A 25,377-nucleotide genomic window follows, 5' to 3' on the forward strand; every position below is an offset into this window, starting at 1 on the left:
CATCAGTAAGTGATATTAAAAACCTCCCAAATGGGAGGTTTTTAATTTATCCATTAATCATGGGGACAATCCAGCTGGTTAAGATCAATAAAATCCCGAGATGACCTAATTTTCGTGAAATTTTTACGAATTTTGGAACTGATTGTTCGATCTTTTGTGCATAGTCTTGTAGGTTGGCAGCTTTAGTTTGGCGGCTATGCCACAAGAATACGGCAAGATCGATACAGATGAGAATAGTGCCCACATCAGCAACAACGTCTAAAACTTTAAATTCTTGAGTATAAAAACCGAGAGTAACTTGATAAATGAGGAATATCGCAAATGCGATGGCTGCACATTGCAGCACTAAAGCTAAACCACGCATAAGTACAAAGCATAAAATCAATAAGATGCAAGGTTTATAACATAACTCTGCCGCCTAACGAATGATCTCAAAATTTTTTTTACGCCTAGATTTGAACCCAATCATGATTAGCACTAAATAAGATTCGGTAAGATCAAGCTGAATGCAATAGTGCCTAAACCTATTTTTGACAAATGATATGCATAAGACTTTGGTGCTTTGGCATGATTCATCTGCTGTTGATCCAATTCAGTTTTATTTTGAGCATCGGCTGGTTTTATGTTGAATCCCAGCTCAAGCAAAATTAAAAATAAACCTAGCTGTAATAAGGTGTCGAATGAGTAATGTTGCTGAATAATCATGCTCATGATTTGAGTAAAAATCAAAACAGCAACTGCTAGAAAAAATAATCTAAAAAAATAAATTTGAGCCATGACAAACTCCTATTTTATGTTTTGATCATGGCGTTTAATTCTTAAAGAATAATTAAAATCACACAGTGAAAATGTAACAAGATCATTTCACAAAGTATTTAAATTAACTTGTTCGATCACCAATGTTCGCCAGGAAATAGTCGGGCATATGCACGCTGTACAATGTTTAATTTCTCTTGGCGACCGACAGAAGCAGTAGAGCTTGGAAATAAATTAAATCCAATCGACATCAATTTATTATTAATATCAGGTGCAATCGCATAAGTAATTGATGCAAGTTTTCCAAGACCAGTCGCTACCTTTTTTGGACGGTTCACAATAGCACCAGCGATTAAATCTGCAGCTTGATTCGGTGAAAGTGCTGGCACGTATTTATATATTTTAGTTGGAGCGATCATCGGCGTTCTGACCAAAGGCATGTAGACCGAGGTGATAGCGATATTATGCGCATGGACTTCAGCTGATAGGCAACGGCTAAATGCATCCAATGCAGCTTTTGAAGCGACATATGCAGAGAAGCGTGTAGCATTGGCTAATACACCAATTGAACTAATATTAATAATATGTCCACGTTCACGGTCTATCATATGTGGAAGGACATTTAAAATGAGGCGAACAGCACCAAAATAGTTGAGTTGCATCGTGCGTTCAAAATCATGAAAACGGTCGATGGACTCATGGACTGCACGGCGAATCGAACGACCTGCGTTATTAATTAAAATATCAATATGTGTGACGCTATTGAAGATTTGTTGCGTTACAGCATCGATTGAACTCATATCATTCAAATCACAAGGAAAAATGTCAGCTTTTCCCCCTTTTTGCTCAATCTCATATTTTACTTGTTGTAAAGTTTCCTCAGTTCGTGCCACCAATAATACATGCGCACCTGCCGCAGCCAATTGATGTGCAACAGTTAAACCGATACCACTGGACGCGCCTGTAATCAGAATATTTTTTCCATGGACACGTTTTTTAAAACGCTGTTCTAATTTTTTATTCACTTCATTCTCCCTGTAAATGCAATGAATTGTGGAACACGTATTTTTAAACGTGTCATACAAATCAGCATAGTGGAAAAATGAAAATAAACCATGGCATAAGTTTATGAATTTATTGTAAAAGTTAGAGTAAATGCTCTAATTTTTTATTGTGGTAATACGAATAAAATAATTGAAAAAGACGATATGGTAAATGAGGATAAAGCCCCAGTCATGAGGCTTTATTTCTAATGTATTACCAAGATTAAACTTGAGCGAGCGCTTGTTCTAGGTCGGCGATTAAATCGTCAGCATGTTCGATTCCAATAGATAAGCGAACCATATCCGTAGAAACGCCAGCAGCTTTTAACTCTTCTTCATTCAGTTGGCGATGCGTTGTAGTTGCTGGGTGACATGCTAAGCTTTTTGCATCACCGATATTCACCAATCGTGTGAATAATTGTAGTGCATCTATAAAGCGAGTTCCGCCTGCTAAGCCATCCTGTACACCAAATGAAAGAATTGCTGAAGGTTTGCCCTTAACGTATTTCTGAGCTAAAGCATGTTGCGGGTGATCAGGTAGTCCTGCGTAATTTACCCATTTTACTTTTGGATGAGCTTGTAAATATTGAGCAACTTTTAAAGCATTTTCAGTATGACGTTCCATACGTAGACTTAATGTTTCTAAACCTTGTAGGATTAAGAAAACATTTTGTGGGCTAATCGCTGCACCTGTGTTGCGTAATGGCACGACACGAGCACGTGCAATATAAGCTGCTTCACCAAGCGCTTCGACATAGTTCACGCCGTGATAGCTTGGATCGGGCGTATTTAACGCTTTAAAACGATCTGGATATTTACCCCAAGGGAATTTACCGCTGTCAACAATGATACCGCCGATCGAATTACCATGTCCACCGATGTACTTGGTTAGAGAGTGAACAACAATATCTGCCCCAAATTCAAAAGATTTTTGAAGCACTGGTGTAGCAACCGTATTGTCCACAATCACAGGAATGCCAAGTTCATGTGCAAGCTTAGAAATCGCTTCTAAATCAATAATATTGCCGAGAGGATTACCAATAGACTCAACGAAGACTAATTTAGTTTTTTCATCAACAAGTGCTCGCAAACTTTCTGGATTTTGATAATCGAAGAAGCGCACTTCGATCCCTTGTTTTGGTAGCGTATGTGCAAATAAATTATATGTACCACCATAAAGTGTAGATACAGAAGCGATATTGTCCCCAGCTTCAGCAATGGTTTGAATGGCATAGGTAATGGCTGCCATACCTGATGCAAGTGCTAATGCGCCGATCCCACCTTCGAGTGCTGCAATACGTTGTTCAAGCACAGCAGTCGTTGGGTTCATAATCCGTGTATAAATATTCCCAGAGACCTTTAAATCGAATAGGTCTGCGCCATGTTGCGTATTATCAAATGAGTAAGACGTCGTTTGATAAATGGGTACCGCAACTGCTTTAGTCGTTGGTTCAGGTGAGTATCCAGCATGGATGGCGAGGGTTTCGTCCTTATATGTCATTTTGAGATCTTCTTGTGGTTTAAAAATTGTTCAATGAGAATATAGCACCCTAATCATATTATAAAATTTATAAAATATTGAAAAAGTTATCTAAAATTCTCATATGTTGCTCATTTAAAAGCCATATTCTTGTGCACTTTGAATGGTGAATTTGATGAAAAAATAATCTTGTAACATTCCTTGCAAGTTCGGGCGTATGGCTTATGTTTTTATCGTATTCATCGTATAATGCTCCCTAATTATTTGTCCGCGATTTGTATTTACAGCGGATTTTGTTTTTTTTATAGAGGAGTCCTACGTGGCCCAATATATTTACACGATGAACCGTGTCTCTAAGATGGTTCCGCCTAAGCGCGAAATCCTTAAAGACATCTCTTTATCATTTTTCCCGGGCGCTAAAATTGGTGTTCTTGGTTTAAACGGTGCAGGTAAATCTACCTTGCTTCGTATTATGGCTGGCGTAGATAAAGATTTCTCTGGTGAAGCTCGTGCACAACCAGGTATCAAGATCGGCTACCTTGAGCAAGAGCCGCCATTAGATGAAACAAAAGACGTTCGTGGCAACGTTGAAGATGGCGTTCGTGAAGCACTTGATGCATTAGCTCGTCTTGATGAAGTTTTCGCTGAATATGCAGCTGAAGATGCCGACTTTGATGCACTTGCAAAAGAGCAAGAAAAGCTTGAAGCAATTATTCAAACTTGGGATGCGCATAACTTAAATAACCAGCTTGAACAAGCAGCGGCAGCTTTAAACTTGCCAGCTTGGGATGCTGATGTCATTAAATTGTCAGGTGGTGAGCGCCGTCGTGTGGCACTTTGCCGTTTGCTCTTGTCTAAACCAGACATGTTGCTTCTTGACGAACCGACGAACCATTTGGATGCATCATCTGTTTCATGGTTGGAACGTTTCTTAAAAGATTTCCCTGGTACAATCGTTGCGATTACGCATGACCGTTATTTCTTGGATAACGTTGCTGAGTGGATTCTTGAGCTTGACCGTGGTATGGGTATCCCTTATCAAGGTAATTATTCTTCTTGGTTAGAGCAGAAAAATGCCCGCTTAGAGCAAGAACAGAAGCAAGAAGAATCTTTTGCTAAAGCATTGAAAAAAGAACTTGAATGGGTTCGTTCTAATGCAAAAGGTCAGCAAAAGAAAAATAAAGCACGTATGGAACGCTTTGAAGAGCTTAACTCTCGTGAATTCCAACAACGTAACGAAACGTCTGAAATCTACATTCCACCTGGTCCACGTCTAGGGAACAAGGTTGTGGAAGTTGAAGGTATCAGCAAATCGTTTGGTGATCGTACGCTTTACAAAGATTTATCTTTTGTTGTTCCACCTTGTGCGATCGTGGGTATCGTGGGTGAGAACGGTGCGGGTAAAACCACACTATTCCGTATGATGACAGGTGAATTACAACCTGATACAGGTACGGTAACGCTAGGTGAGTCAGTTAAAGTGGCTTACGTGGGTCAGATTCGTGACACCTTAGATAACAATAAAACGGTTTGGGAAGAAGTTTCTGGCGGTTTAGATATCTTACGTATTGGTGAATATGAAATCGCATCACGTGCATATATTGGTCGTTTTAACTTTAAAGGCCAAGATCAGCAGAAGCGTGTAGGTCAATTGTCAGGTGGTGAGCGTAACCGTTTACAACTTGCGAAAATTCTACAAATGGGCGCAAACGTTATCCTTCTCGATGAACCATCGAACGACTTGGATATCGAAACTTTACGTGCGCTTGAGGATGCAATTTTAGTATTCCCAGGTACTGTAATGGTCATCTCGCATGACCGTTGGTTCCTAGACCGTATTGCAACGCACATCTTGTCATTCGAAGGTGAAACACCAGAATTCTTCACAGGAAACTATGCTGAGTTCGAAGAATACCGTCGTAAACGCGATGGCGATGATCTAGTGGCTAAGCGCCAAAAATATCGCAAAATTGGTGGTTAATTCCATCTAATAAAAAACCAGCCTTCAGGCTGGTTTTTTTATGAATTAATTTTATGAAAATGCTAAAAGACTATAAGCTTGAAGTAGAGTTCTTTTTGCATTTTCATTTCCAGCATTCGCTGATTGGTTCAGCCATTTTTCAGCAATTTGATAATTTCGATCCAAACCTAGTTCACCATTTAAGTAACTCAGACCTAATTGATATTGTGCTTCAGCATTCCCACGTAATGCATCACGTAGGTATAACCACATTTGATTTCGAGGGTTTAAGGATGTGGATGGCTCGAGATTGGATAAATTAGCCGTTCGAGTACGTTTTAGATCAAAGAATAGTGATTGAAATAGTTTTATTATCATTATGGTTCTCCTTGCTTATCCATGCAAAAATGAGATCTATTTCATTAAATTATGCTCTTTTGAAGGTTTTGTCTACTACTCATATATAAAATTTAAATTTATTTAATTTTAAGTCCTAAAAGCTCAAATGAGCTTTTAGGACTGATGAAAATAAACAATTAATTTTCCCATTCGTGATTACATTCACGGCATTTCCATTTCTTTTGAGATTGCATGAAGGCTTGCATCGAAATTTTGAAATCTGGTAAATCTTTCCAGAACATCACACCCGCTATCACTGCAATTAAAAATACGATCACAGTTGCAATTTGAAGTGTCTCACCAGCACCATTACTAAAAATCATCAATACAAGGCTAATAATGACCAATAATAGGAGTAAAAATAGAGTGGGTACGAGGATAATTAAGCTTTTAGGAACATTTGGTCGTACAGCAGGTGCATTGGCACTTGCTAAAGGAAGAATTTTACGACTTTGACATTTAGGGCATTGGTACTGCATGAGCGCTCCGTATTTCTTTTGCTTAATTCTATAACATCGAAACTAAAATCAAAAATGTATAGATGAAAAAAAACCACTGATCGAGGTCAGTGGTTTTTTAGAATTTGGCGTCCCTACGGGGATTCGAACCCCGGTTACCGCCGTGAAAGGGCGATGTCCTAGGCCTCTAGACGATAGGGACTTATGAGGCAACACAGTTAATGCTATAAAAGCAATCTAGGTATCAAGCTAAGTGCTCAATCTGTGTGAGCGCTATATTAGGGATATAACACTCATGCGTCAATAAAAAATTTAATTAAGCTTCATCAACTGCATCATTTTTCGGCAATTTTAAGCTTTCATTCAATTTTTCCCATACTTTAAGCTCTTTTTTACTTGGACCGCCAACGATTTCGAGTGCATGACGCAGGCGAGCAAAAGTCAAATCAGGACCAATGGTCACCATGGTTTGCATCACTGGCGTTGAAGCAGTAGAACCCGCAATGGCAATAAAGAACGCAGGCATAAAGTCACGTAATTTAATTTCCATTTGTGCAGCTAAATCCATTAGCGTTTGGCTAACAGTGTCATTATTCCAAGTAAATAAGCTTTCTAAGCGCCAAATTGCAAATTGTAGGCTTTGACGAACTTGCTCTTCAGATAACTTTTTACTTTCGAATTGTGCTTTAGACAGTGTAGGGAAGTGATTAAAATAATGTGCTGACCAATTCACTGCTTCAGACAATAGGTTAATACGTGGTTGAATTGCCGCTGCAATTTCTTCTAACTTGGCACGATCTGCCTTCCACGCCAATAAAGTATCTAAAAGCTCAGCAGGGCTAAGTGCTTTGATCCATTGCCCGTTTAACCAATTGAGTTTTTCTACATCGAAAATTGGACCCCCAAGCGATACACGTTGGATGTCAAAATTCTCGATCATCTCAGCCAAATTGAACTTTTCGCGTTCATCTGGCATTGACCAACCCATACGACCCAAATAGTTTAATAATGCTTCTGGTAATACACCGATATCTTTGTAGTAATTGATTGAAGTTGGGTTTTTACGTTTAGATAGTTTTGATTTATCAGGGTTACGTAAAAGTGGCATGTGGCAAAGCACAGGCATTTCCCAACCAAAATATTGATAAAGCAATTGGTGTTTAGGAGCAGATGGAATCCATTCTTCACCACGAATCACGTGAGTGATTTCCATTAAATGGTCATCAACAACGTTTGCTAAGTGGTAAGTTGGTAGGCCATCGGTTTTCAGCAGAATTTGCATATCAACTTGTGCCCATGGGATTTCTACTTCACCACGCAGTAAGTCATTAAATTTACAAATCCCTTCTTCAGGTACTTTCATGCGAATAACATGCGGTTCGCCAGCCGCTAAACGTCTTTCAACTTCTTCTGGCGTATGTTTTAGACCACGACCATCATAACGAGGAGATTCACCACGTGCTTGTTGTTCTGCACGCATTTGATCTAATTCTTCAGCAGTGGCAAAACAATAGAATGCATGACCTTTTTCAACCAGTTCTAACGCATATTTTTTATAAATATCCATACGTTCAGATTGACGATATGGCGCATGAGGGCCACCCACATCTGGACCTTCTGACCAATTTAAACCTAACCAGCGCAATGAATCGAGAATCATTTTTTCTGATTCAGGTGTTGAACGGAGTTGGTCTGTATCTTCAATACGTAAGATAAATTCACCGCCATGCTGTTGAGCAAAGCATAGGTTAAATAATGCGATATAAGCAGTACCTACATGGGGGAAACCTGTAGGAGATGGTGCAATACGAGTACGAACTGTCATAGCCAGAAAAAGTTATCAAATAAAAATTGGTTTTATTATAGCAAAAAGCCCAGTGGCTTAATGATTAATTCATTAAATCGGACTGGGCTAAATTTGGCTCAATTGGGGAGATTGAGAAAAATGGTGCTTAAGATGTGTGCTGAGGAAATAAACTTTGTAAAAAACGCGAAAACTGTTGGTGTTGCGATGCTAGAAAGTTTTGCGTTGGAGCATTCTTAATAGAGGTGATCACTTTAATCTGATCCATCTCTGAAGAAGGTTTGTTCTCAGCACGTTCACGTTTTTGTTGAGTCAATGCGCGTTCGATAGGTGTTAAAGACTTTTCAGCAACACTAGAGTTTTGTAGTGATTTAGCAGGGTTTTGTAACGCTGCTGCATGTGTCTGGCTCATACCAAAAACACATAAAGTTAAGCTGAACGCTTGTAAATAGCACAAATTCATTTCAATTTTCCCCTATTTTGAATTTATTGTAAGAGTAATTAGGTTTACATTTTAAACATAAAATTCACAAAAGTACAAATGCATCACACTTTCTTACAATTTTTATTCAACAATCCTTAAGTTACTCAACCTGTAGCTGAAATAAATTTTGCCTCTTTTTATCAATAAAATATGGAGATTCGGTGAAGATATGATGTTATGCGGTAAATTTTAAAGAGAGTATAAGTGATAAAAATGCAATTCATATGAAGAAAATGTATATAAAATTTAGATATTTACAATGATTTAATTCGTCTATTGAATACATTGTGACTGAAGTAAATAAAAAATATAGTGCAATTCATAAATGTAATAAAAAAGAGATTTTAATGAATAAGCACTTTTTCAATAAATTATTGGGCACAATGAGTATTGGGGCATTGTTGTTCAGTATGACTGCACAGGCGAATACATCATTTTTAAATGTTTCTTATGATCCCACTCGCGAATTTTATCAAGAATATAACCAAAGTTTCGGTGAGTTTTGGAAAAAACGTACTGGTCAAGACGTGCAATTTAAGCAATCTCATGGTGGATCTGGGAAACAAGCACGTGCTGTAGCAACAGGATTACAAGCAGATGTTGTGACCTTGGCACTTGCAAATGATATTGAAGAAATTGTAAAAGCAGGTTATATCAATAAAAATTGGCAAAAAGAATTTCCCAATAATTCAGCACCCTATACATCTACCATTGTTTTTTTAGTAAAAAAGGGCAATCCAAAAAATATCAAAGACTGGAATGATTTAGTCAAACCAGGTGTTGAGATCATTACCCCGAACCCAAAAACAGGTGGTGCGCCACGATGGATTTATTTATCTGCATGGGGCTATGCACTTAAACAGCCTGCCGGAAATGATGCCAAAGCTCGTGAGTTAGTCAAACGATTATACAAAAATGTCAAAGTGTTAGATTCAGGAGCCCGTGGATCACTCACGACTTTTGCTGAACGTGGAATTGGTGATGTTTTACTGTCTTGGGAAAATGAAGCGCTCTTAGCGACGCAAGGTTTGGGGCAAGATAAATTTGAAATTATTTATCCATCCATTTCAATTCTAGCTGAGCCTTCTGTTGCCATCGTAGATAAAACCGTAGATAGAAATGGGAATCGTAATCTCGCAAAAGGATATCTTAACTATCTGTATTCACCTTTGGGGCAGGAATTAGCTGCTAAACATAATTTTCGACCACGTAATGAAAAAATCGCAGCTAAATACAGTACTAAATTTCCAAAGGTACAATTATTTACCATCGATAAAGTATTTGGTGGTTGGGCGAAAGCGCAGCAAACGCACTTTGTAAATGGCGCTATTTACGACCAAATTTCAGCAGAAAAATAATCTATTTTTAGAACTTATGTGAATGGATAGCGATATGCTATCCATTTTTAATTATAAGAAATCCATAAAATACTATATATTTGAATATAGACTGTATTTAAGATGATTTATGAATTAATTCATAATCTTGAAAGAAAAATGGTAGCAATATAACGTAAATCACATGTCCAAATTAAATTGATGAATATGATTTTATTTCATATATTTAGATTAATTATGTATATCTAGATTTTTTGACTATGAAAACTCAATTTAAAGCCTTGCTTACAGCGGGCTTACTCGCAACAGGTTTATCGTTCAGCGTATCTTCTCAAGCAGCACAACGTGATTTCCTGAATGTATCTTATGATGCGACTCGTGAATTTTATGATGAGTTTAATCAGTCATTTGGTCAATATTGGCAGTCAAGAACTGGAGTGAAAGTCAACTTTAAACAATCTCATGGTGGCTCAGGTAAACAAGCACGCTCTGTGGTTGATGGCTTGAAAGGCGACGTTGTCACTTTGGCTTTGGCAAATGATATTGAAGAGATCGTGAAATCGGGTCAAATCAATAAAGGATGGCAAAAAGAGTTCCCTTATAACTCTGCACCTTATACATCAACCATTGTTTTTATGGTGCGTAAAGGTAACCCTAAAAAAATTCAGGATTGGCAAGATCTTGTTAAGCCGGGTGTAGAAATCATAACACCAAACCCTAAAACAGGTGGACTACCACGCTGGGTATATTTATCAGCTTGGGGTTATGCACTCAAACAACCAGGTGGTAATGAAGCGAAAGCAAAAGACTTTGTTGGCAAGATGTACCATAACGTCAAAGTGATGGACTCTGCGGCGCGCGCTTCTATGACGACATTTGCTGAGCGTAAAATTGGCGATGTGTTGCTCACTTGGGAAAATGAAGCACTGGTCACTCAAAAAGCCTTGGGCAAAGATCAGTTTGATATTGTTTATCCATCTATTTCTATTTTGACAGAGCCTTCTGTTGCCATCGTTGATCGTACTGTAGATAAAAATGGCAATAAATGGTTGGCAACTGGCTATATCAACTATTTATATTCACCATTAGGTCAGGAGATGGCTGCTAAGCATTTCTATCGTCCGCGTAATGCTGAAGTGTTAGCAAAATACTCAAAACAATTTCCTAAGTTAAAAACATTCACCATTGATGAGGTTTTCGGTGGTTGGGCAAAAGCACAACAAGCACATTTTGTGAATGGTGCGATTTTTGATCAGATTTATAACAGTCGTCGTTAATATACTGAAGTAATTGAAAATTAATAAAAAAGCCTCCAAGTGAGGCTTTTTTATTTGAACATTCCAGTGAATGAAACGGTTTTGCCTATAGAAAGTAAAATTTACCTACAAAAAGTCGTTTGGAGCTTTATTAAAACAAGGTAATAATGTGCAGTTAAATTTTTAGATGTTCTGAAACGTTATTATGTCGCATATTTCTGTATTACTTCATGAAACTGTAGATGCCCTATTGGGTGGGCGTAATACAGGGATTTATGTAGATGGCACCTTTGGTCGAGGAGGTCATACTCGACTTCTCTTGTCTAAATTAGATGAACATTCTCGTGTCTATGCCTTTGATAAAGATCCGCAGGCTTTGGCTGTGGCTGCTCAGTTAGAACAAGAAGATCCAAGATTTACCATTATTCATGCAAGTTTTGCAGATATTAAAACAGCCCTAAATCAACGCGGTGTTGAAACTGTCGATGGTGTTATGGCAGATTTGGGTGTGTCATCACCACAGCTTGATCAGGCCGAACGTGGTTTTAGCTTTATGAAAGATGGTCCACTGGATATGCGAATGGACAACTCTCAGGGCCTAACTGCAGCGCAATGGTTGGTGGAAGTAGATGAAGAGCATTTAGCGAATATTATTTTTCAGTATGGCGAAGAACGATATAGCCGCCGCATTGCGAAAGCGATTAAAGCAGCAGGTTATATTGAGACTACAGGTCAATTGGCTGAAATTGTAAAAGTTGCCCATCCGAAATGGGAAAAAAATAAGCATGCTGCGACACGTACATTTCAAGCAATTCGAATTGAAATCAATAAAGAATTAGAAGATGTGCATGCTTTTTTACCTGAAGCGCTGGAGATGCTTCATAATGGAGGTCGATTAGCGGTCATCAGTTTCCATTCCTTAGAAGATCGAATTATTAAACAATTTATTCAAAAAGAGTCGACTTTAGCTGAGGATGATGGTTGGGGCTTACCTCAGAAACCTAAAGAAACTCGTCGTTTGAAAAAAATTGATCGCGTACGCGCGAGTGAAGAAGAAGTGAAACAAAATCCGCGTTCTAGAAGTGCTTGGTTGCGAGTTGCAGAGCGTATAAATTTTAAAGGCGAATAATGAAAAAGGAAAAAGACGTAGAACAACAGGAACCTGTAGCAACGCCCTTGGTGCGTAAAAAAATACTGATCTATAGCATTTTAACCGCTATGGTCATGGTGAGCGCATTTATGGTGGTCTATCAGGTCTATTCTTATCGTCAAGATTTTCGTGAATTCAATACGCATATGCGTGAGCTTGAAGACATCAATGCTGAATGGGGTCGTCTACTTATTGAGCAACAGACATTTGGAGCGACTGCACAGATTGGGACACGTGCAGTGACACAATTACGTATGTATTCACCACCAACATCACAGACTGTGGTGATTTCACTTCCTGCTGAAACCGCGAAAAATCAATAGGCACGCTGAATGGTTGATAAAATCAAAACAAAACAAACACGTAAAAAACAGCAGCCCATTACACAGAAAAGAACCGTTGCTGTAGATATGTGGCGTTTCTATTTAATGTGGGGCTTAGTCCTGACATTTTTTGTGGTATTGGTTGCACGTGCCTTTTATGTTCAAATTGTGAACAAAGACTTTTTGCAAAATAAAGCCAACGCAAAAATTTTACGTACTGAAAAATTAAGTGCGATGCGAGGGGTTATTAGCGACCGTAATGGTGTGCCATTAGCAATTAGCACACCGATTATGAAGGTGGTGATTGATCCTCAACATTATTTTGAAACTAAAGCAACTTTTGATGAAATCACTGAAGAGTTAAAAAAGAATCCAACCAGTCGTAAATTAAAAAATCAGTTACCACAGGAAAACCTGAATTTAGATGAGCTAGCAGATGCAGTTGGGTTGGATCGAGCTGACCTCAAAAAGCGTGTTCAAGATCGAGCTCGTTCACGTTATTTAGTATTGAAAAAAGAAGTACCACCTGCTCAAGCGGCTCTGTTAGCACAACGCAATTTTGCTGGCGTATATTCTGAAAAATCATATAAACGTTATTACCCACAACCACAACCCAACTCTCAAATCATTGGTTTAACCAATACCGAGGGAACAGGGATTGAAGGTTTGGAGATGCAGCTGAATAAGCGGCTTGCAGGGGTCAATGGCGAACAGAAAATTGTACGTGATAAGCATGGTAACCGTGTTCAAGTTCCAGAAGTTATTAAAGAAGTTGAAGCTGGGGAAAATATTACACTCAGTATTGATTCTCGATTGCAATACATTATGTATCGAGAGCTTACCGCGGTAGGTGTGGCAAATAATGCACGTTCTGCTACAGCAATTGCGGTCGATGTCAAAACCGGTGAAATTCTAGCGATGACCAGTTGGCCGTCGTATAACCCGAATGATAAAAAAAGTTTATCCAATAAAGATGCAATGCGAAATCGCGGTGCAGTTGACTCGTTTGAACCAGGTTCGACGATGAAACCATTAACGGTGGCGATGGCGCTTGAAAGTGGTAAGTACACTGCAAACTCAGTCGTTAATACCACCCCAGGGTCGATGCGTGTCGGTAATCATACAATTCGTGATACGCATAATTATGGAGCGCTTACTTTAGGTGGCATTATTCAAAAATCCTCCAACGTAGGTGTAGCGAAAATTGCCTTATCTTTGCCTTATCCGACTTTACCAACGTTCTATAAGCGTCTTGGTTTTGGACAGCGTTCGGCTGTTAAATTCCCTGGTGAAAGTCCAGGTCTGATCTTACCGCCAAGTAAATGGAATATTTCAGAAGTTGCAACCATGTCCTATGGATATGGTCTCAATGCCACGGTACTGCAATTGGCAGACGCTTATGCCATGCTGGCAAATAAAGGGAAGAAAGTTCCTTTAAGTTTGTACAAGTTGGATGAAGCTCCTGAAGGTGAACAAATGCTTGATCCTAAAATTGCGGATCAAGTCTTGTTAATGATGGAGACAGCAACATTACCAGGCGGTACAGCGACTCGTGCTCAAATACCAGGTTATCGTGTTGCAGGTAAAACGGGTACAGCACACAAATTACGTGCTGACCGTAAAGGTTATTCGACCAATGAATATCGAGCTTTATTTGCAGGTGTTGCACCTGTAAGTGATCCACGTTTGGCGATGGTCGTCGTGGTCGAAAATCCAAAAGGCACATATTATGGTGGAACTGTATCAGCACCTGTTTTCGCAAAAGTAATGCAGGAATCGCTGAGACTATTAAACGTACCGTTGGATAAACCCTTAGATACTCCAAAATCCATTCCATAGGTGATGAATGTCGATTACATTTCAACAAATCTACGCTGTAGATCATCCAGCAGAATGGATGCAACAAGCATTTAATGGCTTCCAGTTGGATAGTCATAAAGTTGAAGCGGGACAAGTGTTTATTGCTTTGACCAGTCTTTCTCAACCTGAAAAAACTGCAGAATATGCACAGAAGGCACTGGATCTTGGTGCTTTGGCTATTATTTCAGAACAAGATTTAGGTTTAACGCCAAGTTTAATCGTTCCGAATGTGCGTATGCTCATGGGACAATGGCAGAAAGATTATTTGCAACAGACACAGCCAGTAAATCCACTTCGAGTATTGGCTGTCACGGGAACCAATGGTAAAACGACCATTTCAAGGCTTGTTGCAGAGCTATTGGTGTTAAGCAAACACCCATGCGCGGTGATGGGGACGACAGGGAATGGGATTTTACCTCACCTTGAAGCATCTACACATACCACGTTAGATGCGTTGCATATGCAAAATCAATTGCATACTTATGTTCAGCAGGGAGCTGAGTTTGCTGCTATTGAAGCAAGCTCCCATGGTCTTGAACAGGGGCGTCTCAATGGAACGGCAATTGAAATTGCAGCTTACAGTAATTTAAGTCGCGATCATTTGGATTATCACAAGACTTTAGAGGCCTATGCAGAAGCTAAATCACGCTTATTTCAGTTTGAGAGTCTTAAAGTTGCAATCATCAATATCGATGATGCTTACGCAAATATCATGCTTAAAGCGGCGGAGCAAAATTCAGCAAAACCTAAAATTTTGACTTACTCCACCACTCGACCCGCGGATTACCGTGTTGAAAAGATTCAATATAGTTTAGACGGTGTTCATTTTAAATTGGTGACCAAGACCCAAAGCTATTTAGTGCATAGTCCGTTATTGGGTCATTTTAATATTGAAAATGTGGTTGCGAGCTTAATCTCTGTTGAACAGGCAGGTTTAGATTTATCTCAGTTAGTCGCTTTAGTTCCTCAGCTAAAAGGCGCGCCAGGGCGTATGCAAGTATTGCGTGATCAAGATCGTTTGTTTGTCGTGGATTATGCGCACACTCCTGATGCATTAATTCAGGTTCTTCAAACATTAAAACGTCATGTTTCACAGCAATTATGGGCTGTGTTTGGGTGCGGTGGTGATCGTGATCGCGGTAAACGACCATTAATGACACAGGCTGCTTTAGATCATGCAGATGTTGTATTGCTTACCTCAGATAATCCACGTACTGAAAACCCAGAACAAATTTTTGCTGACATGAAGGCTGGAATTGAATTTTCGAACAGAGAGGTTCATGAAATTCATGATCGTCGTGAAGCGATTAAGTTTGTAGTGAAAACAGCAAAAGCAGGTGACATTGTTGTGATTGCAGGCAAAGGCCACGAAAATTATCAAGAGATTGATGGTGTTCGTCATTGGTTTGATGATGTGGTAGAAGTCCAAGCAGCCATTAAAGGTCAGCATGCGACTGAGCCAGCATCTTATCCAGCAGACTAAGGAATCATTATGCACACATCTACTACAAGTACTGCGACACTTGACCCATGGACTTTGTCTGATCTTGTTGCTGCAACTCAAGGGTATTGGTTGAATGATAAAAAACCGACTGGAGAAGTAAAGCGTATTTTGACAGACTCACGTCATGCGGAGTCGGGGGATGCTTTTTTAGCCCTGAAAGGTGAGCGTTTTGATGCGCATGAGTTTGTTCAACAAGTGGCTGAAAGAGGCTGTCAGATTGCGATTGTTGAGCGGCCTTTAGACATTGATATTTGTCAGTTGGTGGTAACAGATACGAGATTAGCATTAGGTATGCTTGGTGCATTTCGTCGCGCTCAACATGCGCAATTAAAAGTTATCGCACTGACTGGTAGTAGCGGCAAAACCACGACTAAAGAAATGCTTGGTAGTATTCTTGCTCGCAAAGCACCGACATTGATCACGCGAGGTAATCTCAATAATGATCTGGGTGTGCCTATGATGCTATTGGAGCTTCGACCAGATCATGAATATGCAGTGATGGAGCTCGGAGCAAGTCATCAAGGAGAAATTGACTATACCTCGAAGCTCGTTCAACCTCATGTTGCGGGTATTATTAATATTGGTACAGCTCATCTTGGTGAGTTCGGTGGGCGTGACGGAATTTGTAAAGCTAAATCTGAAATCTATAGTCATGTTTCAGAAACTTCGATCGTGCCAGCAGCTGATGATTATATAGACCAGATCCGTCAAAGTGTAAAAACAATAAAAATCTTAAGTTTTGGAGAAGGTGGCGATGTCTATGCTTCAGATATTCAGCTGAATCCACAAAGTGCACAATTTAAATTGCATACGCCTGTAGGTGTCCAACCCGTGGATTTACCTTTTGCTGGTGAGCATAATGTTCAAAATGCTTTGGCAGCTGCTGCATTTGCATTGTCATTAAATATCAGCTTGGATGATATTGTCACGGGTTTAGAACAAGCTGTGGGTGCAAAGGGGCGTTTGAATTTTATTCAAAAAAATGATTTTTTATTTATCGATGATACATACAATGCCAATCCGACGTCGATGCGTGCAGCGGGTGAAGTGCTTGCACAGCAAGAAGGTATTCGTGTCATGGTGATTGGGGATATTGGTGAGTTAGGTCCGACTGCTGCTCAACAACATTATTTACTCGGGCGAGATTTGGTTTCGATTCGCGGACTCAACTTTGTCGTTGCTGTTGGTGAGTTTGCACCAGCAACACAGGAAGGCGCACGTAGTACTCAGTACGGGAAAAAGTTACAAGCTTTCCTCAATCAAGAGCAAGCTCTACCATTTTTAATTAGTCTAATCGAAACACATCAACCGCAAAAAATGAGTTTCTTATTCAAAGGTTCTCGTTATACCCATATGGAAACGTTGATGGCAGATTTGATGGAGAAACTCTAAATGCTGTTATGGTTATTTGAACAACTTTCCGGCTATCACAGCTCGTTCCAAGTGGTTCGTTATTTAACATTACGTGCGCTGCTCAGTGTCTTGACAGCACTCACGATAGGCCTAGTTCTTGGTCCTGTTATGATCCGTAAGTTACAAGCTTTAAAATATGGCCAAGCGGTAAGTTCTTTCGCTCCGGAAAACCATGCCAAAAAAATGGGAACACCAACCATGGGTGGTCTCCTTATTTTGCTTTCTATTGGGATTTCAACTTTACTTTGGGCAGACCTTTCAAACCCTTATGTTTGGATTGTGCTTGGCGTGATGGTGATATTTGGTGCCGTAGGTTGGGCTGATGACTGGATTAAAATCCGTTATAAAGACAATGCAGGTTTGCCAGCACGTAAGAAGTTTTTTTGGACATCTGTCGCTTCTCTAGGTGCAGGGATATCACTCTACGTAATTGCGACTCAGCAAACTAATCCTGTACACACTGCGAATATGTTGGATTTGCTGATCCCTTTCTTTAAAGATCTTACAATTCCTTTATCGGTAATCCCTTTAGGGATCGGCTTTATTATATTTACTTATTTAGTGATTAATGGTGCGTCTAATGCGGTTAACCTGACTGACGGTTTAGATGGTCTTGCAATTATGCCAATTGTATTGGTTGCGGCGGGCTTAGGGGTATTTGCTTATCTGGCGGGTGATGTTCGTTTTGCAAATTATTTACATATTCCCTATGTGAAATATTCATCTGAACTCGTTGTTATTTGTGCTGCAATGATAGGTGCAGGTTTAGCATTCCTTTGGTATAACGCGCATCCTGCACAAGTATTTATGGGGGATGTTGGTGCCTTGTCGCTTGGAGCGATGCTGGGAACTATTGCGGTGATGGTACGTCAGGAAATTGTATTTGCAATTATGGCGGGTGTATTTGTAGTCGAAGCAGTCTCTGTATTCTTACAAATCGGTTCGCTTCGTATGCGAAATAAACGTGTTTTCCTTATGGCGCCGTTACATCATCACTATGAAAAGAAAGGATGGCGTGAAACACAGGTGGTCATCCGTTTCTGGATTATCACAATTATGCTAGTAGTTTTAGGTCTAATGACCTTAAAATTGCGCTAAGCAAGAATCAAATGAGATCAAGTCGGCTTATGCCGACTTTTTTTCATCGCTAAAATTTTTTGGAGAAAATGATGAATCTGTTGATGTGTCCTGTTTGTCGCGAGGCATTGGCACTTGAGGGGAAAACATGGCGCTGCAAGAGTAATAATCATAGTTACGATATTGCAAAGCAAGGTTATGTGAATTTGCATGTCGTACAGCATAAACATAGTAAAAATCCAGGGGATACCCCTGAGTCTGTTCAAGCTAGACGGTCGTTTTTATCAGCGGGATTTTATGCGCCATTACAGCAAGCTGTCGTTGCTAAAATCCGAGAATTACGTATTGAAAATCTTTTAGATATTGGTTGCGGTGAAGGATATTACACCAATGCAATGGAAGCTGAAGCGATACAAGTTGTGGGGGTGGATATTGCTAAAACTGCAGTTCAGGTAGCAGCAAAATTAAATCAAAATGTCACTTGGGTTGTGGGTACGGGGGCTGTGTTGCCTGTTTTAAGCGAGACTATCGATTTATGTACCAGTTTATTTAGTCCTATTCCCGAGGCGGAAATATTACGTGTATTAAAACCATCGGGGTATTTAATGGTTGTTACCCCAGGTCCACAACATTTATATAAAATGCGAGAAGCACTATTTGAAGAAGTAAAGGCACATGAGCCACATAAATTTGTAGCACAGTTGAGCGAGCACTTTGAGTTAATTGATGAAAGCTTAATTCAGGCACCATTGGTGTTGAACCAAAATGACCTAAAGTGTCTTATCGCAATGACGCCATATGCTTATAAGGCCAAACCTGAACGGCGTGACCAATTAGAGCAAGTTGAAAAATTTGAACTGAGTGCAGAGTTTCAGATCTATATTTTAAAAAAGAAAAGTTAAAAGAAGCCCTCTTTTAGAGGGCTTTATTTTGGTTATTGAACTTGATTAATCAAATTTTCGATTGAATCTCGTTTAACTTGTGGTGTTGAATTCATATCCGGTGGTGTCGACGACGTCGGCGTTAACGGTTGATCGTTATCTGGTAGATCATCAAAATCGCGATCATTCGTTGGTGCTACCACTGGAGCAGGGCGATAAATTGGACGAGCTAAAGGTGGAGTTTTATCTTTTTGCTCATGGTTTAATGTATGTACACGACCACGTTGTTCTCGAGTTAAAGGAGCTTTTGCATTTTTATCTAAACTTACCCAAGCATATGGTGTATTGGCAAGAGACTTCTCCATAAAGTCACTCCAAATTGGAAGAGCAGCGATACCCCCATATTCACGACGACCTAGTGTAGTTGGTTGGTCGAAACCTACCCATGAAACTGCGACTAAATTGCCGTTAAAGCCAGCGAACCAAGCATCTTTTGCATCATTAGTTGTTCCTGTTTTACCTCCTAAATCACCACGACCAATTTTTAATGCTGCGCGACCAGTACCATGCTGAATTACGTCTCGTAAAATATTCGCCATATCAAATGCTGAGCTGGATTTTAAAATTCGATGTGCTTGACGATATTGGCTACGCTCTTCATCAGTTAAAGTGGGTTGCTTATCCTCTAAAGACTGATTGGTAACTTCAATAATTTCGTCGTCTGGTGTTGTTGCTTCAGCAGAGGTTGTATCTTGCTTCTGAGATTTAATACATGAAATACATGCGTATTCTGGATTGGCTTGATAAATCACTTTGCCGTAAGCATCCTCAATACGGCTAATGAAGTGAGGTTGCACGCGGAAACCGCCATTGGCAATTGCGGCATAGCCTGTTGCCATTTGCACAGGGAGTACTTGAGGTGTTCCTAATGCAATCGTGTAGTTACGTGGAATCTGATCTTCCTGCAAACCAAAATCCATAAACAATTGGCGAGTACGTTCTAGACCGACTGTTTGTAAAAGGCGAACAGAGACAGTATTACGTGACAAATATAAAGCCCGACGTAATGGAATCATCCCCAGATAGCGCCCATCAGAATTGCGTGGTGACCATTTACCAATGGTAATGGGATTATCACTAACCATGGTATGCGGCGTCATACCTCGTTCAAGTGCAAGCGAGTAGACAAATGGTTTGATAATAGAGCCAGGTTGACGCCAACCTTGCAGTGCACGGTTAAATTTCGATTGATAAAAATTATATCCACCAACGATCGCGACAATGGAACCATCATTTGGGTTAAGTGCAATTAACTGACCTTGTACACGAGGCACCTGTACCAAGGACCACATACTACGATTTTGATTTGGACGTAGACGAACAATATCTTTGACTTTTACAATTTGTGAGGCATTGCTCGGTGCACCACCCACACTATTGGCATTGCGATAGCGTCTCGCCCAAGACATGCCAGACCAAGGAACAGTGACTGATGAACCATCTTGTAAAGTTGCTTCAAAAGAATTACTTAAAACTTTAGTGACTTCAGCAGGGTAGGTGTTTGCAAATGGTACAAAGTCTTTTAAGGGTTTGTCATGGGCTTCTGGACCACGCCATCCATGACGACGGTCATAACTTTCTAAACCAACACGAACTGCTTCTTCGGCAAAGGCTTGACGATTGTAATCAATAGTGGTGTAAACCTTATATCCTGAATCGATCGCGAGATCGCCAAATTTTTTGACGAGTTCAGAACGAACCATTTCACCGACATAAGGGAATTTATTGTTAATACCGCGATCAGGCATGTCCAAAGCGATAGGCTCTGATACTGCATCTTCATATTCAATTTGACTGATATAACCCAACTGTAGCATACGACCTAAAATCCAATTGCGACGTTCTAACGCACGTTCAGGATTGGCCACAGGATTATACTTAGAGGGTGCTTTAGGTAATCCTGCAATCATTGCCATTTGGGCAATTGAAAGATCGTCTAAATTCTTGTTGTAATAAATTTTTGCTGCTGCGGCAATACCATAGGCATTTTTACCGAGGAAAATTTTATTGACGTAGAGAGTTAGAATTTCTTCTTTTGATAATTTTTGTTCAATTTTACGTGCTAAGAAAATTTCGGTGAGTTTGCGCTTGAGAGTTCGTTCTGGTGTTAAATAATAGTTTTTAGCCACCTGCATGGTAATTGTAGAACCACCAGTTTGAATGTCAGAACCCGTGATCGATTCACTGACTGCGCGTCCTAAACTTTTAAAACTAATACCGCTATGCTCAAAAAAAGAAGAGTCTTCTGCAGCTAAAAAAGCATGAATAAAATCTTGTGGGATTTGCTCATATTCAACTGGAACAGAAAGTTTGCCACCATATTCTGCGATTAATTGGTTATCTGCTGTATAAACTTGCAGCGGTTTTAATAATGGAGCCTTCTTAAAAGCAGTCATCTCTGGCAAAGATGGTGCAATATAGAGATACATTCCATAAAAGCCCATTGGAATTGTGACTAAGATAATGATAATCAGCAAAAAAAAAGGGTGAATCTGTCCACAACAAGATAGCTTTTTCATAACAAGTAAGTTTTAATAGGTGCTAAAGGCAAACTAATAGAAGGTCAGTATAGCTTCTCATTTAACAGAATGTTAGTTGAGTTATTATATCCGCAAAAAAATTAGACCAAGTGTAGTTAGTTTGTATTGTGCTGTTGTTGGGGACAAAAAAATAATAGGAATTGCATTGTGCTTAGACTATATCGTAAGCCAAATAAGGGGTTAGTGGGGGTAGATGTTAGTTCGACCTCTGTTAAGCTATTAGAGCTATCAGTTAAAAACGGTCGCTATTGGGTTGAAAGTTACGGGTTAAGTCCATTGGTTGATGGGAGTGTTGTTGAAAAAAACATCCTCAATCAGGATAACGTGGCTGATGCTTTAGAGCGCGCGATTAATATTGCAAATCCGCAATCGACGAATGCTGCTTTTGCGGTACCTACATCTATGGTGATTCACAAGGTCATCGAGATGGATGCCGACATGAGCGATGATGAGCGTGAAGTTCAGATTCGTATGGATGCTGAGCAATATATCCCATTCCCACTTGACGAAGTCAGTTTAGACTTTGAAGTGCTTCCTGAGCGATTAAACAATCCAAACAGAGTGAACGTTCTACTCGTTGCGACACGTACTGAAAACGTGGACTCTCGTATTGAAGTATTGGATTTGGTCGGCCTTACCCCAAAAGTTGCCGATGTTGAAAGCTATGCACTGGAACGTAGTTTTGAAGTCTTTGCAGATACATTGCCGATTGGTGCAAATCTTGTTGGTGTTCTTGATATTGGTCATACCATGACGACTTTATCAGTTATGCAAAATGGCAAAATTATTTACACGCGCGAACAAGTGTTTGGCGGTAAGCAATTGACTCAAGATGTGCAAAATCGTTATGGCTTATCTTATGATGAAGCTGGGCGTGCTAAAAAAGACAACACCTTACCAGATGACTTTGAAACAGAAGTTTTAATGCCATTCCTTGATGCAGTGATTCAACAAGCAGCGCGTTCATTACAGTTCTTTTTCTCTTCTTCTCAATTTAACGAGATTGATCATATTTTATTGGCGGGTGGTAATGCCAATATCCCAGGTCTTGCAAAAATGATGCAACAAAAATTGGGATATCGCGTCACTATTGCTAATCCATTTTTACAAATGGGCTTTTCTCCTCAAATCGACCTGAAAAAAATAGAAAATGATGCACCATCATTATTGGTGGCGTGTGGCTTGGCATTGAGGAGTTTTGATTAATGGCTAAAATTAATTTACTCCCTTGGCGCGAAGAGCTAAGAGAACAGCGAAAAAAGCAATTTGTTTATATCTGTATCGCAGTGGTATTACTTGCGATTTTATCGGTTTTAGCAGCTTGGTTCTTCTTGAATCATAAATTGCAAGACCAAGAACAAGCAAACCAACTTATTGTAAGCACCAATCAAAGTTTAGACGTTCAATTAAAATCCTTGGAAGGATTGCAAGAACGTCGAAATGCAGTGATTGAGCGGATGAAACTGATTCAAGGTCTTGAAGGTCAACGACCTGTTACTGTGCGTTTAGTAGATGAATTGGTACGTGTTGTTCCTGAAACGGTGTATCTGACGAAATTTACCCGTACTGGTAATAAATTTACCATCGAAGGTAAAGCTGAAAGCCCGAATGCGGTAGCAGAGTTATTACGTGGTTTAGAAGCTTCCCAGTGGTACCGAAATGCATTTATGAATTCATTCTTGGCTGCGCCAGAAGTGAAGGAAAAAGCACCAAGTTCGGTAATCCCTCGAGTTGAAGAGTCATACGGTACATTTATCGTGACTGTCGACTTGGGTGCAATTGCTCAACCGACATCAGATATGGACGCGAATAATGTGGGAGGTGCACCATGAGTCGTAATGATTTAAATGATTTTGATTCAGACGTCACTGCACCTAAAAAGAAGTCCATGACTGTTGAAAAGTTCTTTCAGCAATTTAATACTTTGGACTCCAATAACTACGGTAGTTGGCCACTGTCTGTAAAAATTACCTGTTGGATTTTTATTTTCCTATTTGTTTGTGCTATTGGTTACTTTTTGGTGATTAAACCAAAACTTGAATCCATTGATCTTGCTAAAGCACAAGAGGTAAATTTACTGACAGAGTTTAAAGAAAAGGATTCTAAGCTCCGTAATTTGCAGCAATACCAAGCACAGTTGCAACAAATGGAAATGAATTTCAATGAGCAATTACAACAATTGCCAAAAGAAACAGAAATTCCAAGTTTAGTTGAGGACATCAACTTAACAGGTGTGAATTCAGGACTCAAATTTAAAAATATCCGTCTCGAAAATGAAGTGGCTCAAGAATTCTTCATTGAGCAGCCAATTTCGATAGAAACGACAGGTGATTATCATTCATTTGGGCGTTTTGTGAGTGGAATTGCGTCTTTACCGCGTATCGTGACTTTGCATGATTTTGTGATTACAGCGACGCCAAGTACAGATAAAAAATCTGATATTCCACTGATCAATTATTCATTAAAAGCCAAAACATATCGTTATGTTGCATCGACTGAAGATACGGTAGGTTCAGCGGTTGTTCCACCAGCTGATATGCCAGCAGGAGGACAATAATGAAATCATTTAAGCTTTTGTGCGGATTAGTTATTGCAGCGACTATGGTGGGATGTGATTCGCGTATTGATGCGGTCAATCAAGAAATGGCGAATATTCGTAGCCAACCACCTTTACCGATAGAACCGGCACCTGTATTTAATCCAGTTCCAAATTTTCTTTACTCGGCGCATCAACTTCGAAGTCCATTCTTGCCAAACTCATTGGCAACAGAGCTAAGAATCATGTCGGGTAAACGTGTTTATCCTAATTTTAATCGTCAACCACAGCCTTTAGAAAGCTATGCATTGGAAACGTTAAACTTTAAAGGAAGTTTAAAACGTAACAATGGACAGATTCTCGCTTTGATTCAAACCCCTGATGGTGAGATTGAGCGTGTGCAACGTGGTAATTACATGGGGATGAACCAAGGGCGCATCGTGAAGATAACGCCGACTCAAATCGATCTGATTGAAATTGTTTCAGATGGTCGAGATGGTTATATCGAAAGACCAAGAAGCTTAGTGTTGCTTGGGCCTGTTGGTTAAGACGAGTTAAGGAATAACAATGAAAAAGAGTATGCAAAATTTTTGGGGTGGGGATCGACAGTATATGAACCGTTTTCTTCGTCAATTCGCTATGACCACTGTTTCTATAGCTGTTATGCAGGCAGCGGCGGCTAAAACTACGATGACCAATATTGTGCCTTTGCAGGTGCCAGGTCAAGGAACAGAAATCCGTGTCATGTTTAACGGATTACCTCCACAGCCACAGTCATATCAATTGGAAAATCCATCTCGACTCGTTTTGGATTTTATGCAGGCAGGTCAAACACTGGCGAATACTAAAATACCTGTGTCGACCACTGAAGCAAACTCAGTTGAAGTCATTTCTAATGATCAGCGTTCACGGTTAACTGTCAATTTAACGCAGAAAGGTAGCTACACGACACGTGTTGAAGGCAATACCTTTATTTTAAAAATAAATAATCCGAACTCTGCGAAAGTGGCAACACCAGCGGCGCCAGTGGTTACACAAGCCAAAGCAGCAGAACCA

General features: G+C 39.8%; 23 protein-coding genes, 1 tRNA gene and 1 pseudogene. 15 read left to right on the forward strand and 10 right to left on the reverse strand.

From position 1 onward, the window contains the following. Positions 1-46: 46 nt before the first annotated feature. The 4 genes from AC1M87_RS06225 to AC1M87_RS06240 all read right to left on the reverse strand — a co-directional run bounded on the left by AC1M87_RS06225 (position 47) and on the right by AC1M87_RS06240 (position 3,300). Positions 47-364 (reverse strand): hypothetical protein, encoded by a 318-nt coding sequence (locus AC1M87_RS06225; protein WP_092767300.1) that lies wholly within the window; start codon positions 362-364, stop codon positions 47-49. Positions 365-477: 113 nt separating this feature from the next. Then, complete coding sequence (locus AC1M87_RS06230) at positions 478-777, reverse strand: hypothetical protein (protein ID WP_035263939.1); 300 nt, start codon at positions 775-777, stop codon at positions 478-480. A gap of 116 nt (positions 778-893) precedes the next feature. Continuing rightward, complete coding sequence (locus AC1M87_RS06235) at positions 894-1,781, reverse strand: SDR family NAD(P)-dependent oxidoreductase (RefSeq protein ID WP_179998874.1); 888 nt, start codon at positions 1,779-1,781, stop codon at positions 894-896. A 241-nt stretch (positions 1,782-2,022) separates the two neighbouring features. After that, positions 2,023-3,300 carry an O-acetylhomoserine aminocarboxypropyltransferase/cysteine synthase family protein gene (locus AC1M87_RS06240; RefSeq protein ID WP_035263942.1) on the reverse strand — a complete coding sequence of 426 codons (1,278 nt, stop codon included), beginning with the start codon at positions 3,298-3,300 and terminating at the stop codon, positions 2,023-2,025. A 298-nt stretch (positions 3,301-3,598) separates the two neighbouring features. Here AC1M87_RS06240 and ettA point away from each other — a divergent pair, with 298 nt between their 5' ends. After that, complete coding sequence (ettA, locus tag AC1M87_RS06245) at positions 3,599-5,260, forward strand: energy-dependent translational throttle protein EttA (protein ID WP_481593243.1); 1,662 nt, start codon at positions 3,599-3,601, stop codon at positions 5,258-5,260. Between the two features lie 51 nt (positions 5,261-5,311). Here ettA and AC1M87_RS06250 read toward each other — a convergent pair whose 3' ends face one another. The 5 genes from AC1M87_RS06250 to AC1M87_RS06270 all read right to left on the reverse strand — a co-directional run bounded on the left by AC1M87_RS06250 (position 5,312) and on the right by AC1M87_RS06270 (position 8,363). Further along, positions 5,312-5,617 (reverse strand): SEL1-like repeat protein, encoded by a 306-nt coding sequence (locus AC1M87_RS06250; RefSeq protein WP_051586493.1) that lies wholly within the window; start codon positions 5,615-5,617, stop codon positions 5,312-5,314. A gap of 158 nt (positions 5,618-5,775) precedes the next feature. Further along, positions 5,776-6,117 carry a zinc-ribbon domain-containing protein gene (locus tag AC1M87_RS06255; RefSeq protein ID WP_481593244.1) on the reverse strand — a complete coding sequence of 114 codons (342 nt, stop codon included), beginning with the start codon at positions 6,115-6,117 and terminating at the stop codon, positions 5,776-5,778. Between the two features lie 105 nt (positions 6,118-6,222). Then, positions 6,223-6,298: transfer RNA gene (locus tag AC1M87_RS06260), tRNA-Glu, on the reverse strand. A 114-nt stretch (positions 6,299-6,412) separates the two neighbouring features. After that, complete coding sequence (gene gltX, locus AC1M87_RS06265) at positions 6,413-7,921, reverse strand: glutamate--tRNA ligase (protein WP_481589160.1); 1,509 nt, start codon at positions 7,919-7,921, stop codon at positions 6,413-6,415. 127 nt (positions 7,922-8,048) lie between these two features. Continuing rightward, positions 8,049-8,363 (reverse strand): DUF4179 domain-containing protein, encoded by a 315-nt coding sequence (locus tag AC1M87_RS06270; RefSeq protein ID WP_481593245.1) that lies wholly within the window; start codon positions 8,361-8,363, stop codon positions 8,049-8,051. Between the two features lie 404 nt (positions 8,364-8,767). Here AC1M87_RS06270 and AC1M87_RS06275 point away from each other — a divergent pair, with 404 nt between their 5' ends. The 9 genes from AC1M87_RS06275 to AC1M87_RS06315 all read left to right on the forward strand — a co-directional run bounded on the left by AC1M87_RS06275 (position 8,768) and on the right by AC1M87_RS06315 (position 19,206). Then, positions 8,768-9,742 (forward strand): sulfate ABC transporter substrate-binding protein, encoded by a 975-nt coding sequence (locus tag AC1M87_RS06275; protein ID WP_481591513.1) that lies wholly within the window; start codon positions 8,768-8,770, stop codon positions 9,740-9,742. A 239-nt stretch (positions 9,743-9,981) separates the two neighbouring features. Further along, positions 9,982-10,998 carry a sulfate ABC transporter substrate-binding protein gene (locus AC1M87_RS06280; protein ID WP_481589159.1) on the forward strand — a complete coding sequence of 339 codons (1,017 nt, stop codon included), beginning with the start codon at positions 9,982-9,984 and terminating at the stop codon, positions 10,996-10,998. Positions 10,999-11,182: 184 nt separating this feature from the next. Then, positions 11,183-12,106: a 16S rRNA (cytosine(1402)-N(4))-methyltransferase RsmH gene (gene rsmH, locus AC1M87_RS06285; protein ID WP_481590426.1), complete on the forward strand. Its 924-nt coding sequence runs from the start codon at positions 11,183-11,185 to the stop codon at positions 12,104-12,106. Then, the gene (gene ftsL, locus AC1M87_RS06290) at positions 12,106-12,450 is read left to right on the forward strand and encodes a cell division protein FtsL (protein ID WP_035263955.1); all 345 of its coding nucleotides are present in this window, start codon (positions 12,106-12,108) and stop codon (positions 12,448-12,450) included. Before rsmH ends, ftsL begins: the two co-directional genes overlap by 1 nt. Positions 12,451-12,459: 9 nt before the next feature. Then, positions 12,460-14,289 (forward strand): penicillin-binding protein PBP3, encoded by a 1,830-nt coding sequence (ftsI, locus tag AC1M87_RS06295; RefSeq protein WP_481593246.1) that lies wholly within the window; start codon positions 12,460-12,462, stop codon positions 14,287-14,289. A 7-nt stretch (positions 14,290-14,296) separates the two neighbouring features. After that, positions 14,297-15,793 carry a UDP-N-acetylmuramoyl-L-alanyl-D-glutamate--2,6-diaminopimelate ligase gene (locus tag AC1M87_RS06300; protein ID WP_481593247.1) on the forward strand — a complete coding sequence of 499 codons (1,497 nt, stop codon included), beginning with the start codon at positions 14,297-14,299 and terminating at the stop codon, positions 15,791-15,793. Positions 15,794-15,802: 9 nt separating this feature from the next. Continuing rightward, on the forward strand, positions 15,803-17,206 hold the full coding sequence (locus AC1M87_RS06305; RefSeq protein ID WP_481593248.1) for a UDP-N-acetylmuramoyl-tripeptide--D-alanyl-D-alanine ligase: 1,404 nt from the start codon (positions 15,803-15,805) through the stop codon (positions 17,204-17,206). Continuing rightward, complete coding sequence (gene mraY / locus AC1M87_RS06310) at positions 17,207-18,325, forward strand: phospho-N-acetylmuramoyl-pentapeptide-transferase (RefSeq protein ID WP_092767279.1); 1,119 nt, start codon at positions 17,207-17,209, stop codon at positions 18,323-18,325. 71 nt (positions 18,326-18,396) lie between these two features. Further along, the gene (locus AC1M87_RS06315; protein ID WP_481593249.1) at positions 18,397-19,206 is read left to right on the forward strand and encodes a putative RNA methyltransferase; all 810 of its coding nucleotides are present in this window, start codon (positions 18,397-18,399) and stop codon (positions 19,204-19,206) included. 32 nt (positions 19,207-19,238) lie between these two features. On the opposite strand, the gene ponA is transcribed toward AC1M87_RS06315, so the two are convergent. After that, positions 19,239-21,764, reverse strand: coding sequence for a penicillin-binding protein PBP1a (gene ponA, locus AC1M87_RS06320; protein ID WP_481586733.1), 2,526 nt, complete (start codon positions 21,762-21,764; stop codon positions 19,239-19,241). Positions 21,765-21,932: 168 nt separating this feature from the next. Between ponA and AC1M87_RS06325 the strand changes: the two genes are divergently transcribed. The 5 genes and pseudogenes from AC1M87_RS06325 to AC1M87_RS06345 form a co-directional block, all read left to right on the forward strand. Further along, positions 21,933-22,991 (forward strand): pilus assembly protein PilM, encoded by a 1,059-nt coding sequence (locus tag AC1M87_RS06325; protein WP_035263966.1) that lies wholly within the window; start codon positions 21,933-21,935, stop codon positions 22,989-22,991. Beyond that, entirely contained in the window at positions 22,991-23,617 is a 627-nt protein-coding gene (locus AC1M87_RS06330; RefSeq protein ID WP_179998862.1) for a PilN domain-containing protein, read from the forward strand. Before AC1M87_RS06325 ends, AC1M87_RS06330 begins: the two co-directional genes overlap by 1 nt. Next, complete coding sequence (locus tag AC1M87_RS06335; protein ID WP_179998861.1) at positions 23,614-24,342, forward strand: type IV pilus inner membrane component PilO; 729 nt, start codon at positions 23,614-23,616, stop codon at positions 24,340-24,342. The genes AC1M87_RS06330 and AC1M87_RS06335 overlap by 4 nt, the downstream gene beginning before the upstream one ends. After that, on the forward strand, positions 24,342-24,869 hold the full coding sequence (locus AC1M87_RS06340) for a pilus assembly protein PilP (protein ID WP_035263973.1): 528 nt from the start codon (positions 24,342-24,344) through the stop codon (positions 24,867-24,869). The genes AC1M87_RS06335 and AC1M87_RS06340 overlap by 1 nt, the downstream gene beginning before the upstream one ends. Positions 24,870-25,065: 196 nt before the next feature. Continuing rightward, a pseudogene (locus AC1M87_RS06345) lies at positions 25,066-25,287 on the forward strand (AMIN domain-containing protein); the annotation flags it as partial. Positions 25,288-25,377: the final 90 nt, after the last annotated feature.

The sequence above is a fragment of the Acinetobacter sp. 24-47-62 genome, from assembly GCF_056779765.1.